This is a genomic window from Polynucleobacter sp. 78F-HAINBA (assembly GCF_018882325.1).
Taxonomy (GTDB): Bacteria; Pseudomonadota; Gammaproteobacteria; order Burkholderiales; family Burkholderiaceae; genus Polynucleobacter.
The window spans coordinates 23567-39822 of record NZ_JACVOQ010000014.1; the positions used below are offsets into that span (position 1 = coordinate 23567).

A 16256-nucleotide genomic window follows, 5' to 3' on the forward strand; every position below is an offset into this window, starting at 1 on the left:
TGTATTAGGACAGATTTTCTAAACGGATCTTCACCACTTCACCGGCAACAGTTTTCAGATTCTGAATTTCCTGAATCGCTGCCAGCATGTGCTTTTCTTTGGTCTCGTGAGTTAGTGCCACTAAATCAGTTTGACTTTCACCTTCGTCGGCTTCTTTTTGCAAGAGCGCATCAATCGAGATGCCGTGAGCTGCCAAAATCTTTGTGATGTCAGCCAATACGCCGGCTTGATCTGCAACGCGCAAACGTAGGTAATAACTGGTAGTGATCTCGCCCATTGGTAGCACAGTGATATCGCGCACTGCATCAGGCTGGAATGCCAAATAAGGAACGCGATTCTCAGGGCTTGCACTCAACAAACGCGTGATATCCACTAAGTCGGCAATCACAGCGGAGGCGGTTGGCTCTGAGCCTGCACCCTTACCGTAGTAGAGCGTAGTACCTACAGCGTCACCAAACACCTGAACGGCATTCATAGCACCTTCAACGTTTGCGATAAGACGCTTAGTCGGAATCAAAGTTGGGTGAACGCGCAACTCAACACCAGTTGTTGTCTTCTTGGCAATGCCCAACAACTTAATGCGATAACCCAACTGCTCTGCATATTTAATATCGATGGCATCTAACTTCGTAATGCCTTCAACGTGGGCTTTCTCAAATTGCATTGGAATACCAAATGCAATCGCACTCATGATGGTTGCCTTGTGGGCAGCATCTACACCTTCAATATCAAATGTAGGATCCGCTTCTGCGTAACCTAAACGCTGCGCTTCTTTTAATACGGTCGCAAAGTCCAAACCTTTGTCGCGCATCTCAGAAAGAATGAAATTGGTTGTGCCATTAATGATGCCGGCGATCCACTCAATACGGTTTGCAGTCAAGCCTTCACGAAGCGCTTTGATGATGGGAATACCACCAGCAACAGCCGCTTCAAACGCAACCATGACACCCTTCTCATGGGCAGCCTTAAAAATCTCATTGCCATGTACAGCGATCAAAGCCTTATTGGCAGTCACGACATGTTTACCAGCAGCGATTGCCTCTAGTACCAAGTCTTTAGCAATCCCGTAACCACCGATCAATTCAACAACGATATCAATCTCAGGATTATTAATGACTGCACGAGCATCGCTCACTACTTGAGCATGATCCTTGACCAACTCTTTGGCACGCTCTACATTTAGATCAGCAACAGTATTAATACGAATGCCACGACCAGCACGACGCAGAATCTCATCTTGGTTGCGCTCGAGAACAGTAAATACGCCACCACCTACGGTGCCAATGCCTAATAGACCAACTTGAATCGGTTTCATGATGCCTTTGTTGCTGTTGAATTAGTCGCTTTACGACTATGTTTTTGACGATAACGCTCTAGAAAACGTGCAAGGCGACCAATCGCCTCTTTCAGCACATCTTCATGAGGTAAGAACACTACGCGGAAATGATCCGGCTTGCCCCAGTTAAAGCCGGAGCCCTGAACCAATAAAACTTTTTCTTCTTTCAAAAGATCAGCTACAAATTGCTGATCATCTTCGATCGGATACATCTCAGGATCGAGTTTTGGAAATAAGTACAAAGCGGACTTCGGCTTGACGCAAGTCACGCCAGGGATTTCTGTAATGAGTTTCCAGGCAAGATCACGCTGTTTAGCTAAGCGACCACCTTCATTTACCAAATCATTAATACTTTGATAGCCGCCCAATGCCGTTTGAATGGCGTACTGGCCTGGCACATTGGCGCACAGGCGCATTGAGGACAGCATATTCAGACCTTCGATGTAATCGCGAATCATCTCTTTGTCCCCAGAAACCACCATCCAGCCAGCACGGTAGCCGCAAGAACGATAGTTCTTAGATAAACCATTGAAAGTGATAGTGACTACATCGGTAGATAAAGATGCCAAAGAGATGTGCTTCTCCTTGTCGTACAACATCTTGTCGTAAATCTCGTCAGCAAACAGAATAAGCCCATGCTCACGCGCAATTACAGTTAACTCAGTCAATACTTCTTTTGAGTAAATTGCACCTGTTGGATTGTTGGGGTTGATCACCACAATCGCTTTAGTGCGCGGCGTAATTCGTTTACGTAAATCTGCTAGATCTGGGGCCCACTCCTTAGACTCATCACACAAGTAATGAACTGGCGTGCCGCCAGATAGGCTGACAGCAGCTGTCCATAGTGGGTAGTCAGGAGCTGGTACCAAAACTTCATCGCCGTTGTTCAGCAATGCGTTCATTGCTAAGACGATTAATTCAGAAACGCCATTGCCGGTATAGATGTCATCCAAAGTAACGCCCTGGATGCCTTTTTCTTGGCAATACTGCATGATGGCCTTACGAGCCGCAAAGATTCCCTTGGAATCGGAGTACGCTGAGGCATTACCCAAATTGCGAATCATGTCCAACTGAATCTCTTCTGGAGGATCAAAACCAAAAACACCCACATTTCCGATGTTTAATTTGATGATTTTGTGACCCTCTTCCTCCATGCGCTGAGCGAGCTCCAGCACGGGTCCACGAATGTCGTAACAGACGTGATTGAGTTTTTCGGACTTTAGGATCGGTTTCACAATAAATTAAAGGGTAAGTTCTTGAAATCTAGGAAAAAACAGCTAGCTATAATCCTCATAATTATGACAGAGAGTCCATGTGAAGCTTCAATCTGACCCCCATTCCGGAGCCAATACGATCACCGGTTACGGCGATGGCTACATTGAGATCAATAAGATCCCCTATAGTCACGCAGTTTTATTGAGTTCCGACGGCGAAATCCTCGAATGGGCCATAAAGTCCTTTGAAGACCTGGGTGCAGCAGATTTCATGCAAATGGCCTCTCTCCAGCCTGAATTAATCATTATTGGCACTGGTAAACGCCAGCGCTTTCCAAAGCCCGAGTTACTCAAGACCCTCATAGAGGCCAAGATTGGCTTTGAAGTGATGGATTCTCAAGCAGCTTGTCGCACCTACAACATTCTTGTAGGCGAAGGTCGCCAAGTTCTTCTCGCCCTCATTGTGGAAGCCGCCTAATGCAATTTGGCCAAATTCGGCAGTCAAGCGCCCTCAACCCAGCGTCTATTTTGATTCTGGTCCTGATATACGCCTTACTCTGGTTTGGCACCCTCAACTACCGTCACCTCATCCCATCTGACGAAGGACGTTATGCCGAGATTGCTCGCGAGATGCTCGTCACAGGAGATTGGGTCACCCCACGCTACAACGGTTACAAGTATTTTGAAAAACCCCCATTACAAATTTGGGCTACCGCCACCGCCTTTAATCTTTTTGGCATCGGCGATTGGCAAGCGCGCTTGTGGACTGCACTCACTGGATTTCTGACAATAGTATTTATTGGCTTTACTGGTGCACGTGTCTACAGCGCACGAGCAGGCTGGTTGGCTGCAATCGCTTTAGCATCCAGCCCAATGTGGGTGATTGGTGGGCATATCAACTCCCTAGATATGGGACTGTCAGCTTTTTTAGTCGCTGCACTATGCAGCCTTTTGTTGGCGCAAACTTCTCATAACTCAAATTACACTAGAAAGTGGATGTGGGCCTGCTGGGCCTTCATGGCCTTAGCAACGTTATCTAAAGGCGTCATCGGAGTTGCCATCCCTGGCATGGTCTTCATTGTTTACTCCATTACTGCATGGGACTGGAAGATTTGGAAACGCCTGCACATCATTAGTGGCACGATTTTATTTTTAGCAATTACTGCACCGTGGTTTGTTCTGGTGGCACAACGGAATCCAGAATTTCTAGAGTTCTTTTTTATTCATGAACACCTGCAACGCTTTACGCAAACAGCGCATAGTAGAACGGGTCCAATTTATTACTTCATTCCATTACTGCTGCTAGGCTTTTTGCCATGGATTGCGCAAACCCCTGGAGCCCTTGCTCAGGCTTGGCGGGAGCGTAACCGCGAATTCTCTAGTGGCTGGTTACTCACCTGCTGGTTTGCGGTGATCATGGGCTTCTTTAGCGTGTCTCAATCGAAATTACCTGGCTACATCATTCCAGTTTTTCCGGCGTTAGCAATGCTTGTAGGTCATCGCTTAGACCGCAATCTGGGTTTTAGCAATTCACTGGGATTGCCTTGGAAATTGCAAGCTCTCTTCTTTGCAGTCTTAGGGGCTGTTGGATTTTTCTTTTTAGATGCCGTTGGCAAACAAGCAAGACCAGATGAAATTGAATCCTACGCGCAATACACTTATTGGATCATTGCAGCGCTGGTCGCATTGCTTGCATTTAGCCTGCTAGCGTTGGCGCAAAGTAAGCGCAATGGTTTGAGCAGCATTACTAGTTTTGCTTCTGGTTTTTTTCTCTGTGCAATCATCGCAGGCACAGGCCATGAGACTCTGGGTCGCGCAGTCTCAGGTATAGATTTAGTTGAACAAGTTAAAGCGGGCATTCCAGAGAAGGTGAACTTCTATTCAATCAGAATCCTCGATCACACAGTACCCTTCTACCTCGGTAGAACCATGATCATGGTGGAGTCCCCAGATGAACTTGAGTTTGGCGTGAAGCAAGAACCTGAGTTGTGGATCTCCACCTTTGATGCTTTTATCGAACGTTGGAAAGAAGATCAAACCGCTTACGCACTCATGGTTCCAGAGCAATTTGTTGAACTGCAAAAACTCAATGCCCCAATGCAAGAAGTGGGGAGAGATTCTCGGCGCGTCATTGTTAAACACCCAGAATCACTCAGTAACTCTGCACAATAAATTCTTAAGGCTCCCATGTCAGTCACTCAAAACTCCCTGCCTTTCATTCCTTTTACGCGCCCACACTTCAACCAAGAAACGATTGATGCGGTTGCAGAGGTATTGCGCTCTGGTTGGGTAACTTCAGGACCGAAACTGGCGGAGTTTGAAGCTACCCTGAGTGAATACTTTGGTGGCCGTCCCGTTCGTTGCTTTGCCAATGGCACTGCCACTATGAAAATCGCTCTCCAGGTTGCTGGTATTGGGTCGGGTGACGAAGTCATTACCACCCCAATCTCTTGGGTAGCTACTTCCAATGTCATTCTGAGTGTTGGTGCAACGCCTGTCTTTGTGGATATCGATCCCGTCACTCGCAATATTGATTTAAGCAAACTGGCCGCAGCAATTACACCGAAGACGCGAGCCATCATGCCCGTCTATTTAGCGGGGCTGCCTGTCAATATGGATCAGCTCTATGACTTGGCTAAGCAATATAAGCTCCGCGTGATTGAAGATGCAGCGCAAGCTTTTGGTTCGCAGTGGAAATGCCAAAAGATTGGCAGCATTGGTGATCTTGTGAGTTTTAGTTTTCAGGCGAATAAAAATTTATCCACCATTGAAGGCGGCTGCCTTGTTCTCAACAATGCTGATGAGACGAAGCTCGCAGAGAAGTTTCGCCTTCAAGGCCTTACCCGCCAGGGTATGGATGGCATGGATGTAGATGTTTTAGGCGGCAAAGATAATTTGACTGATGTGAATGCTGTGATTGGTCTACATCAACTCAAACAGCTGCCAGCATTTCAGGCGCGTAGAAGTGCATTAGCCAAACAGTACTTTGATGCCATTCGCAATGAAATGAAATCCGCCGGACTAGCTAATCTCAATTTAGAACTGCCAGTGGAAAACTTCACCGATAGCAACTGGCATATGTTTCAAGTTGTACTTCCACTCGATCAACTGAATGTAGATCGTGCGCAAGTGATGACTGAACTCAAAGATTTGGGTATTGGCACTGGCGTTCATTACCCGGCTATTACTGGATTTACGCTGTACCAAAAGCTCGGTTACAAAGTTGAAGCTACTCCAGTCGCAGAACGTATTGGCCGCTCTATTTTGACCTTGCCCCTCTTTCCGGGCATGGCAGATGAAGATATTGGCCGTATAGCTAGTGCTTTGACTGAAATTCTGAAGAAACATCGCAAAAACTAGTATCAAGAGCGGAATCAGGCAAAATTGCAGCATGACTGCAAATTTAGCTACCCAAGCCTGCAATCCCGCGCTCAGTATTGTCATTCCCGTTTACAACGAGGAAGATGGTCTTCAAGCTCTTTTTGATCGCCTATATCCTGCACTGGATGTCATGGCTAGCAAGCGCAAGATTGCTTATGAAGTGGTGTTTGTGAATGATGGCAGTAAAGATCGCTCCGCCGGCATCCTAGCCAAACAAGTTGAATTGCGCCCTGATGTAACTCGCGCAGTGTTATTTCATAGCAACTTTGGTCAGCATATGGCGATCATGGCTGGCTTTGAATACTCCCGTGGTGAATACATCATCACGCTGGATGCAGACCTACAGAATCCCCCTGAAGAAATTGACGCCTTGGTAAATGAATTACTCAAAGGTCATGACTACGTCGGCACCATTCGTGCGGATCGTCGCGATAGCTTCTTCAGAAAATTTGCTTCCCGTGCGATGAATCATTTGCGCGAGAAAATTACCCGCATCACGATGACTGACCAAGGGTGCATGCTTCGCGGCTACAGCCGTCGCATCGTAGATCTCGTTCGTCAGTGTGATGAAAGCAATACATTTATTCCGGCACTGGCTTACACATTCGCATCCAACCCGACAGAAATCAGCGTCAAGCACGAAGAGCGTTTTGCTGGTGAATCCAAGTACAGCCTCTATCAACTCATTCGCTTGAACTTTGATTTGGTAACTGGCTTTTCCGTAATGCCTTTGCAGATTTTCTCAATCCTGGGAATGTTGCTGGCAATGGCTGCGGGCACCCTATTTATATACCTCCTGGTCCGCCGTTTTGTACTGGGCGCTGAGGTTGAAGGCGTCTTCACCTTATTCGCTCTTACCTTCTTCTTGATTGGTGTAATGCTATTTGGCCTTGGCTTACTCGGTGAATACATTGGCCGCATCTACCAACAAGTTCGCGAGCGTCCACGATATGTTGTGCAAACTGTTTTAGAGAAAAAATAATTGCACGCAGTCGTCTTTGCTTATCACGATGTTGGCGTTAATTGCCTTAAGGCATTACTGGGTGCAGGCATTCAGATTGATCTAGTTGTTACGCATCAGGATGATCCCAATGAGAATGTCTGGTTTGGGAGTGTTGCCAAGCTCTGTGAGGAAAAAAAGATTCCTTACATCACACCAAATGCAAATCAGTTGATGGATTTGATTCCGCAAATCCAAAAGCTTTCCCCCGACTACCTCTTCTCTTTTTATTACCGCCACATGATTCCGGCGGAGCTCTTGGCATGCGCCAAAATTGCCGCACTAAACATGCACGGCTCACTTTTGCCGAAGTATCGTGGCCGCGCTCCAGTAAATTGGGCCATCCTTCATGGGGAGACCGAGACTGGCGCCACATTGCACATCATGGAAGTCAAACCAGATGCAGGCGATATCGTTGGTCAATCAGCAGTCCCCATTGCCCCCAATGAAACCGCCACGGAAGTCTTTGGCAAAGTTAGCCAGGCTGCTGTTGCCGTAATGAACCAGGTCCTCCCAGAACTTGTTCAGGGCCAAATACCCAGAAAACCCAATAATCTAGCTGAGGGAAGCTATTTTGGAGGCCGAAAGCCTGCGGATGGGCAAATTCTGTGGCATCAAACTGCTCAGCAGGTTCACGACCTCGTCAGAGCCGTTGCACCCCCTTATCCCGGGGCTTTTACCGATTGGCAAGGTCAGCGCATGATCGTGGCTCGTACCAGCCCAGAAGGGCCATTTCCGGAGCAGCTAGATCTTCAGGCTTCTGGCATCCAAGTGGTTGATAATCAGGTATTCGGCGTTTGTGGCGACCAGAGAGCGGTAGCGATACTGGACTGGTTCCCAGCAACTAGCTAACAAATTAAAAGCAGCACCCTTTAGATTAAATACGAGGCAGTAAAGATGAAAAAAGTACTCATTCTTGGCGTAAACGGCTTTATTGGTCACCACCTTTCAAAGCGCATCCTTGAAACAACCGATTGGGATGTCTATGGCATGGATATGCAAAACGATCGCCTTGGTGATTTAGTAAACCATCCCCGCATGCACTTCTTTGAGGGTGACATCACCATTAATAAAGAATGGGTTGAGTATCACATTCGTAAATGCGATGTCATTCTGCCCCTGGTAGCGATTGCGACACCAGCGACTTACGTTCAGCAACCATTAAAAGTATTTGAACTCGACTTCGAAGCCAACCTACCTATCGTTCGCTCAGCTGTTAAATACAAAAAGCATTTGGTATTTCCATCGACGTCTGAAGTCTATGGCATGTGTGAAGATGGTGAATTTGATCCCGCTAAATCCAATATGGTTTACGGTCCAATCAATAAGCCACGCTGGATCTACGCTTGCTCCAAGCAATTGATGGATCGTGTAATTTGGGGTTACGGCATGGAGGGCTTGCGCTTCACCCTCTTCCGTCCATTTAACTGGATTGGCCCTGGATTAGACAGTATCTACACACCAAAAGAAGGCTCCTCACGCGTAGTGACTCAGTTCTTAGGTCATATCGTTCGCGGCGAATCCATCAACGTGGTTGATGGTGGCGCTCAGAAACGCGCCTTCACTTATGTTGATGATGGTATCGACGCCCTAATGCGCATCATCGACAATAAAGATGGTGTTGCTAACGGCAAGATCTACAACATCGGCAATCCAAAGAACAATCACTCTATTCGCGAACTGGCTAATCAGATGCTGGAAATCGCTCGCAGCATTCCAGAGTATGCAAAGACAGCCAATGAAGTGAAGATTGTAGAAACTACTTCTGGCGCTTATTACGGCGAAGGTTACCAAGACGTTCAAAACCGTGTTCCTGCAATTGATAACACGATGAGTGAATTAGGCTGGAAGCCAACCACCAATATGAGCGACGCGCTGAAGAATATTTTCGAAGCCTATCGTGAAGATGTGGAAAAAGCACGTCACTTGGTTGATAACGAATAAGCACAGAGGTTCATGGCTAAGATTGCTCTCAAGGTAGACGTTGATACCTTACGCGGCACCAAAGAAGGCGTCCCCAATCTAGCGCGTACGCTTGAACGTTTTGGCCTCAAGGCCACCTTCCTGTTTAGCTTAGGGCCCGATCACACAGGCTGGGCTCTCAAGCGGGTCTTTAAGCCGGGCTTTCTGAAGAAGGTGAGCCGTACTTCTGTTGTGGAGCATTACGGTATTAAAACCCTGCTCTACGGCGTCCTCTTACCTGGACCCGATATTGGCAAACAAGCAGCCGCCGAAATGCGTGCAATTGATTTGGCAGGTCATGAGACTGGTATTCATACTTGGGATCATGTGGCTTGGCAAGATGCCGTGCGTAATCGCGATGCTCAATGGACTAAAGCGCAGATGCAAAAAAGCTGGGATCGTTTTGTGGAGATCTTTGGGCATACGCCAGTTACTTATGGTGCTGCTGGTTGGCAAATGAATGAGGCTGCTTTCGAGCAACTCGATCAATGGGGCATTAAATATTCTTCCGATGGCAGAGCTGAACCTAACTTAATGCCTTATCGCTTTGATCTACCCTCTGGTAAAGCTAAACATGTCCAGTACCCAACGACATTACCCACCTTTGATGAATTGATTGGTATTGATGATGCCGACGAGTTTGGCGCCGTAAAGAAGCTCTTGGAAATCACCCAAAGCAATCCAAATGATCAGGTATTTACCTTGCATGCAGAACTAGAAGGCCAAAAGCTGCTCCCCGCCTTTGAGCAATTGCTCGCTGGATGGCTAAACCAAGGTCACGATCTGGTCACGATGGGCGAACTACATCAATCCTGGGAAGCCACCAAGCAACTCGATAAAATAGCAGTGCAGCCAGTAACTTGGGGGGAGATCCCCAACCGAAGTGGCGAACTCATTTTGCAAGCAGTTTAAGTGGCATCAGAATACGTATTACATAAAGTTTAATTAGAGAGACCATCATGACAGTAGAAATCGGCAAGCCAATGCCCCAGTGCGCAATCCCAGCAACATCGGGATTAACTTTTACGCCAGATTCAGCTAAAGGCAAAAAGCTAGTTATCTACTTTTATCCAAAAGATATGACTCCTGGCTGCACCGCCGAGTCTGGTGAATTCAGGGATAACATTGATGCCTTCACTAAAGCCAATACCTTAATCGTTGGCGTATCTCGAGATAGCCTCAAATCGCACGACAACTTCCGCAGCAAACTTGGGCTGCCATTCGAGCTCGTTGCCGACACCGAAGAAACCCTATGTCAGCTCTTTGGCGTCATGAAGCTCAAGAATATGTATGGCAAGCAGGTACGCGGTGTAGAGCGCAGCACCTTCCTCTTTGACTCCTCAGGCAAGCTCGTTAAAGAGTGGCGCGGCCTCAAGGTTCCAGGACATGTGACAGAGGTATTACAAGCAGCTCAAGCCGCTAAATAATTTTTAAATTAATTTAATCCGGGGTACTTGCAAAGCCCAAAATTTGGGGTAAAGTTGTTTATATGCACCGTAAACGACGGGAAAGTCTAACAATCCGTTTGACTCATCAGCCTGAATATTTAAGTACAGGCTCGGTAAACAACCCCCGCCGTTTTACAGATCGTTTTGCACCCAGTTTCGTTATAAACCGTCAATGCAATCCGCTTGACGGTTTTTTCTTTTAGGAGAGTCTGCATGCCATTGCCCCCAATCCCAACTCAAATTGCTGGCCAAGTAAAAATTAGCAGTAAGGACACTCCAAACTTAAAGAAGCGCCCTGCACCAGCAAAAACTGTTGTGATGGAAAGCCATGCGCCAGATTGGGCAACAGATGCTGAAGAGGATCTCTCTGCCGCTGAAGTAGCGCTTGAGAAAATTAAAAGTGATCGTAGTCCAGTTGCACAACGCAATGAGCGCAGCGATAAAAGAGCATCAAGTGTTCCGGAGAAACCAAAGCGCATTATTCGCACCGGACCTCCAAGTCTCTTTGTCTTGGATACCAATGTATTAATGCATGATCCAAGCTCCCTGTTCCGCTTCTCCGAGCATGATCTCTTCCTGCCAATGACTACCTTGGAGGAATTGGATAATCATAAGAAGGGGATGACAGAGGTTGCTCGTAATGCTCGTACCGTCAGCCGCTCTTTAGATCAATTGGTTGCTGGCACTAGTGGCACGTTGGATGAAGGCATCCCACTCAATAAGCTGGGCAACCAGGATGTCTCTGGTCGACTCTTTTTCCAAACCAAACTCACTACCCAGGCACTGCCTGAGGGACTACCTGAAGGTAAAGGCGACAACCTCATCTTGGCAGTTGTTAGTGAGCTACAAAAGACCCGTAAAGGCCAAGAGGTGGTGTTGGTATCCAAAGATATCAATATGCGCATTAAGGCACGCGCCTTAGGCTTGCCAGCTGAAGATTACTTTAATGACCAAGTACTAGAAGATCGTGACTTGATGTATTCCGGAGTCATGGCATTACCAGCAGACTTTTGGCCAAAGCATGGCAAAGATATGGAAAGCTGGGCTGATGGTAAATCCGGAACGATGTTCTATCGCGTAACCGGCCCTTCAGTTCCGAGCATGCTAGTCAATGAATTTGTCTATCAAGAAAACCCAGATGGCTCTACACCTTTCTACGCTCAAGTAAAAGAAATTAACGGCAAGACTGCCCTCCTCCAGACCTTAAGAGACTTTTCGCATCAGAAGAACAATGTGTGGAGTGTGACTGCGCGTAATCGCGAGCAGAACTTCGCCATGAACCTGCTCATGAACCCTGATGTGGATTTCATCACACTATTGGGTCAAGCAGGTACTGGTAAAACCTTGCTGGCATTAGCTGCTGGCCTAGAGCAAGTTCTAGACAGTAAGCGCTATAACGAAATTATCATTACCCGCGCCACCGTTCCTGTTGGTGAAGATATTGGCTTCTTACCAGGTACTGAGGAAGAAAAAATGCAACCTTGGATGGGTGCATTTGACGACAACCTTGAGGTATTGCAACGCAATGAGGATGGTGCCGGCGAATGGGGTCGTGCAGCCACTCAGGAGCTAATTCGTTCACGCATCAAAGTGAAGAGCATGAACTTCATGCGCGGCAGAACCTTTGTGAGTAAGTTTGTAATTATTGATGAAGCGCAAAATTTAACCCCTAAACAAATGAAGACCTTGGTTACCCGAGCAGGTCCAGGTACGAAGATTGTTTGTTTAGGCAATATTGCGCAGATCGATACACCTTACTTAACCGAAGGCTCTTCTGGTCTTACCTATGTAGTGGATCGCTTCAAAGGCTGGCGTCATGGTGGACATGTGACCCTAGCCCGCGGCGAGCGTTCACGTCTTGCGGATCATGCTGCTGACGCACTCTAAGCAAACCCTCTCATGCCGCACTCTCATGGGGTGCGGCATTTTTATTTGTACCCTACTATCACTCTCAGGGTGCGGAAGCTTTGGCTCAAAAAATAATGCGGCCAAAGTTTCTCAATTCAAGCAAGATACTAGCGTAGGCACAGAGGACATCTCCATTGCTGCAGTAGGTTTAGTTGGCGTGCCCTATCGCTATGGCGGAAATAATCCGAAGGGTGGATTTGATTGCAGTGGGCTGATTGCTTACGTCTACCAGAAATCAGCCAATATCAAGCTACCGCGAACTATTCAAGAAATGAGCGCCAAAGGTCAAAGTGTTGAAAACCAACCGCCCGCACCAGGTGATCTGATTTTCTTTAACACCACCGGTGAAAAGTATTCCCACGCAGGGATCTACGTGGGTCAAGGCAGATTTGTACACGCCCCAAGCGCTGGAGGAACCGTGCGCCTGGAGTACATCACTACGCCCTACTGGGCAGCTAGATTTACTGAGGCAAGAAGACTAACTTCAGTAAATACACAGAACTAGTTACAGACCAACCGTGTATGTAGCCATTACTGTAGTTGAGGTAAGTGCTTGATAAGCCTCTTGACGATAGATAGCTGAAATTCCGATACGTTCATTGATGCCAAGATCATGAAAAGCACCCAAACTTGCCGTTGGTCTTGTACTTCGGTAATTATTATTCATGGCAATATTGAAATAACCATTGCCAGTGGTCGCTAAATTTCCAACATTAGCATTGGTATCTTTTTCTACGCCAGCGCTTGCAAGCAAGCTTGTTTTTTCACTTAACTTATGAACTCCAGAAACCCCTGCGAGTACAGTGGTCGTGTAGTTATTGATAGCGTTGTAACTTAATGGACTGGAAACAGTGTTGGATTGACCCTCACTATATCCACCCATTCCTCCCACAAGGTAGCGCATCCCGGCATAGGGCGAGAGAATTGTTTTATCGCCTATACCCAATCCGTATTTGAGCAATCCGAGAATGCCTTGAGATGTTAATGAAGTTGATCCTGATCCCGCCTCAGATACACCCACTACCGGACGCGTGATAGTAGCGCCTTTATTCGCATATCCCGCAGAAAGCTTCGCCTCCGTACCAGTGCCATCGACATTTTGTGACCAAACACCGAATACCCCAACCATTGGACTGCCGTTATTTAATTGCGCAATTCCACCGGGAGTGCTTTGCGAAAGATTTTGGTCGAGGTACCCACCAAATCGCAGATTATTTGATAAGCGATAGGCTCCAACAATCAGCGCACTGCTATTGTTGTATGGATAAGCACTCACATTAGTAAATCGCCCACCCGCTGATACGCAAACATTATTAGCCCCAAATAGCGAGCAGTCATAACTCATGCCATTAATCACCCCAGCCGACTGGGTGGCAAAAAGACCTTGAAGAGCTGCACCCACTGAAGAAAGAGCAACTTGAGTATCGGACTCAATCGGTGCAATTAAATAAGATTGTGTAGCAAGTACTTCCTCGAGCGCTACTAGGCTCGGTTGCACAACAGTACTCAATACCAAATCAGTCTGATCAGCAGACCCATTAATACGATGCACCAAAGCCCATTGATATTGGGTACCGCCAATGGAAATAGTGCCATAGGAATTCCCTAGATTATTTACCTTGATACCTGAAAGTACGGTGGAGTATGTTGTAGCAGAAACGGTTGATGCGCTAGCAATCGAAAAATTCATCACACCTGTTACAGCACCATTGCTCGCATCCAACTTACCGTAAACAGTTGGGCTTGCGATGGTCGCATTGTAATTAGTAGGCAACACCCCAGAGAATGTTAGTGGGGATGATCCGCCCTGAGAGTTGGTCAGCGCTGTGATATTTCCAGCGCTATAAATACCAAACGCATTTGATCCATTAGCTGTGATTGTTCCACTGTTAACGATGGTAACAGCGCCAACTCCTGATAACTGAACGCCATGGGCTGCTGAGCCATTGGTAATAATGGTGCCACTATTAACAATGGAGTTCACAACACTGCTTGAAGTGGAGCCGGATACCAAGCGCATACCTGCGGCACCAGCGCCGTCAGTTTGAATAGCACCTGCATTCGTTAACGAATTAGCAGCTGATGAAGCATTAGTGGCGCTAATATACATACCCGCAGCATTACCTCCGCGGGTGTAAATAGTGCCGTCAGACTCGTTGGTAAAAATATTGTTTCCGGCCTGCGATCTCCCATTGGACCCTGAAGATATCCCATAACCATTTTGCATTGAGCCAGTATTTAAATTTCCATGGTTACTGACGCGGGCACCACTTCCAATGCCAATTGTTGCACCATCAATGACCAAAGAAGTTCCATTGACAACATTTACGGTGACATTATTACCAACAGTCGTAGTATTTTGCGTGGAAATAACTCCAGCAGTAGCAGCTGGAGTAACTCCACTGGTACAAGTCACAACTTGAGAAGATCCGCTAGTGGTATTTGGCGCATAAGTATCGCAACCACCTGTAGATTGAGCCAATACAATGTTGGATAAACCCGTTAGAGCTGCAATTATTGCAGCCTCAATTAAATTTTTCTGTAATGTTTTTGATTTCATAGCTTTAAATTGGCATGAGTTTGAAACTCAATTTAGCGGTCTCTAATAATAATTAGCTATAAAGTTAATATCTATTAACCCTTAAGCTAATATCCTTATATATAGTTATTAGAAATAATCGAAACAATGGTTTATTTAATTTTGTCTTTAATAAAAATGGAAATGAAGTAATGAACGCAATAGATTTAAATCGTATTCAAGAAATTTTGGTGACTGCCGCAACAGATATTGGTCTCAAGATTTTGGCTGCCATTGCATTTTGGGTTATTGGTCGCTGGTTGATCGGCATTGCCCTGAAGGTGATTCGTAGAGGGCTTGAAAGTCAAAAATTAGACCCAACCATTCTGCGATATGTGGGTTCAGTTGTTTCCGTAACCTTAAATATTCTTCTAGTCATTGGAATTCTGGGTTATTTCGGCATTCAGACGACTAGCTTTGCAGCCTTAATTGCTACTGCCGGCGTTGCGATTGGTGCGGCATGGGCAGGCTTACTTTCCAATTTCGCAGCGGGTGTATTTGTAATTGTGTTGCGCCCTTTTAAGGTTGGTGACTTCATTACCGCTGGCGGTGTAACTGGAACTGTTAAAGAGATTGGCCTATTTTCATCCACCATCTATACGCCAGATAACATTGCAACCATGATTGGCAATACTAAAATTTTGGGTGACACCATTCAGAACTTTAGCCACAGCCCTTATCGTCGAGTTGATCTTAAATGCCAACTATCTGGTGCAGCTGACCAAGAGGCTGCCATGAAGCTCTTGCGTGAAAAGATTGCCTCTATTCCCAACGTACTACAAGACCCAGCTGTTGAAGTGAATATTCTGGAATTCAATTTAGTTGGTCCAGTATTGGCCGTGCGCCCTTACTGCAACAATAATCACTACTGGCAGGTCTATTTTGACAGCAACCGCGTAATGAGCGAATCCCTTACTGCGGCTGGCTTCCCGGCGCCAATGGCATCACAAAATATGATCATGAAACAAAGTTAATTTTGCAGCAACCAACCAGGAGAAGTGAATATGAAGAAAATCATCATCGCCTTAAGTATTGCATTTAGCTTTGCAATTCCATCTATTGCTTTTGCTGATCAAGCCGCTTGTGAAGCTAAGGCAGTAAGCAAAGAAGGTAAGCTACTCTATGGCGCAGCTAAAGATGCATCTATTAAAAAATGTATGGGTGATGCTAAGCCAAACGATTGCGAAGCTAAGGCAGTAAGCAAGGATGGCAAGCCGCTGTATGGGGCTGCTAAAGCTGCGTCTATTAAGAAGTGTGAAGGCGGCAAGTGAATACCTTTCGTATTAAGTTAAAAAGCCTCGCATTTGAACTGACCCACAAAAGTTGGACACTAAATCCAACTCAAAGGGGTCAGCTTCATGAGCAAACACAGCACTCAGTTCAAGCTAAAAGTGGTTACTGAGTATTTAAGGTCTGGGGGCTACCTCAG

15 protein-coding genes are annotated in these 16256 nt (G+C 46.4%); 12 read left to right on the forward strand and 3 right to left on the reverse strand.

Going from position 1 to position 16256, the window contains the following annotated elements; genetic code table 11:
- Positions 1 to 4: 4 nt before the first annotated feature.
- Positions 5 to 1315, reverse strand: a complete 1311-nt coding sequence (locus ICN11_RS10375; protein WP_216230307.1) for a homoserine dehydrogenase — start codon at positions 1313 to 1315, stop codon at positions 5 to 7.
- The gene (locus tag ICN11_RS10380; RefSeq protein ID WP_216230308.1) at positions 1312 to 2571 is read right to left on the reverse strand and encodes an aminotransferase class I/II-fold pyridoxal phosphate-dependent enzyme; all 1260 of its coding nucleotides are present in this window, start codon (positions 2569 to 2571) and stop codon (positions 1312 to 1314) included. The genes ICN11_RS10375 and ICN11_RS10380 overlap by 4 nt, the downstream gene beginning before the upstream one ends.
- A gap of 79 nt (positions 2572 to 2650) precedes the next feature.
- Here ICN11_RS10380 and ICN11_RS10385 point away from each other — a divergent pair, with 79 nt between their 5' ends.
- The 10 genes from ICN11_RS10385 to ICN11_RS10430 all read left to right on the forward strand — a co-directional run bounded on the left by ICN11_RS10385 (position 2651) and on the right by ICN11_RS10430 (position 12754).
- Entirely contained in the window at positions 2651 to 3028 is a 378-nt protein-coding gene (locus tag ICN11_RS10385) for an MTH938/NDUFAF3 family protein (RefSeq protein WP_216230309.1), read from the forward strand.
- Positions 3028 to 4722 (forward strand): glycosyltransferase family 39 protein, encoded by a 1695-nt coding sequence (locus ICN11_RS10390; protein WP_216230310.1) that lies wholly within the window; start codon positions 3028 to 3030, stop codon positions 4720 to 4722. The genes ICN11_RS10385 and ICN11_RS10390 overlap by 1 nt, the downstream gene beginning before the upstream one ends.
- Positions 4723 to 4737: 15 nt before the next feature.
- Positions 4738 to 5910 carry a DegT/DnrJ/EryC1/StrS aminotransferase family protein gene (locus ICN11_RS10395; protein WP_216230311.1) on the forward strand — a complete coding sequence of 391 codons (1173 nt, stop codon included), beginning with the start codon at positions 4738 to 4740 and terminating at the stop codon, positions 5908 to 5910.
- Positions 5911 to 5941: 31 nt separating this feature from the next.
- Positions 5942 to 6913, forward strand: coding sequence for a glycosyltransferase (locus ICN11_RS10400; protein ID WP_216230312.1), 972 nt, complete (start codon positions 5942 to 5944; stop codon positions 6911 to 6913).
- Positions 6914 to 7783 carry a formyltransferase gene (locus ICN11_RS10405; RefSeq protein ID WP_216230313.1) on the forward strand — a complete coding sequence of 290 codons (870 nt, stop codon included), beginning with the start codon at positions 6914 to 6916 and terminating at the stop codon, positions 7781 to 7783. It abuts the gene before it with no gap.
- A 45-nt stretch (positions 7784 to 7828) separates the two neighbouring features.
- Positions 7829 to 8875 (forward strand): bifunctional UDP-4-keto-pentose/UDP-xylose synthase, encoded by a 1047-nt coding sequence (locus tag ICN11_RS10410; RefSeq protein WP_015421563.1) that lies wholly within the window; start codon positions 7829 to 7831, stop codon positions 8873 to 8875.
- 12 nt (positions 8876 to 8887) lie between these two features.
- On the forward strand, positions 8888 to 9805 hold the full coding sequence (locus ICN11_RS10415; protein ID WP_216230314.1) for a polysaccharide deacetylase family protein: 918 nt from the start codon (positions 8888 to 8890) through the stop codon (positions 9803 to 9805).
- 47 nt (positions 9806 to 9852) lie between these two features.
- The gene (locus tag ICN11_RS10420; RefSeq protein WP_216230315.1) at positions 9853 to 10320 is read left to right on the forward strand and encodes a peroxiredoxin; all 468 of its coding nucleotides are present in this window, start codon (positions 9853 to 9855) and stop codon (positions 10318 to 10320) included.
- Positions 10321 to 10554: 234 nt separating this feature from the next.
- A complete protein-coding gene (locus ICN11_RS10425; protein WP_216230316.1) occupies positions 10555 to 12228 on the forward strand; it encodes a PhoH family protein in 1674 nt (557 codons plus the stop codon).
- Positions 12209 to 12754, forward strand: a complete 546-nt coding sequence (locus tag ICN11_RS10430) for a C40 family peptidase (protein ID WP_216230317.1) — start codon at positions 12209 to 12211, stop codon at positions 12752 to 12754. The genes ICN11_RS10425 and ICN11_RS10430 overlap by 20 nt, the downstream gene beginning before the upstream one ends.
- On the opposite strand, the gene ICN11_RS10435 is transcribed toward ICN11_RS10430, so the two are convergent.
- Positions 12755 to 14809 (reverse strand): autotransporter outer membrane beta-barrel domain-containing protein, encoded by a 2055-nt coding sequence (locus ICN11_RS10435; RefSeq protein ID WP_216230318.1) that lies wholly within the window; start codon positions 14807 to 14809, stop codon positions 12755 to 12757.
- Positions 14810 to 14979: 170 nt separating this feature from the next.
- Between ICN11_RS10435 and ICN11_RS10440 the strand changes: the two genes are divergently transcribed.
- Both ICN11_RS10440 and ICN11_RS10445 read left to right on the forward strand, forming a co-directional pair.
- Positions 14980 to 15801, forward strand: coding sequence for a mechanosensitive ion channel family protein (locus ICN11_RS10440; protein WP_216230319.1), 822 nt, complete (start codon positions 14980 to 14982; stop codon positions 15799 to 15801).
- Between the two features lie 30 nt (positions 15802 to 15831).
- Entirely contained in the window at positions 15832 to 16098 is a 267-nt protein-coding gene (locus ICN11_RS10445) for a hypothetical protein (RefSeq protein ID WP_216230320.1), read from the forward strand.
- Positions 16099 to 16256: the final 158 nt, after the last annotated feature.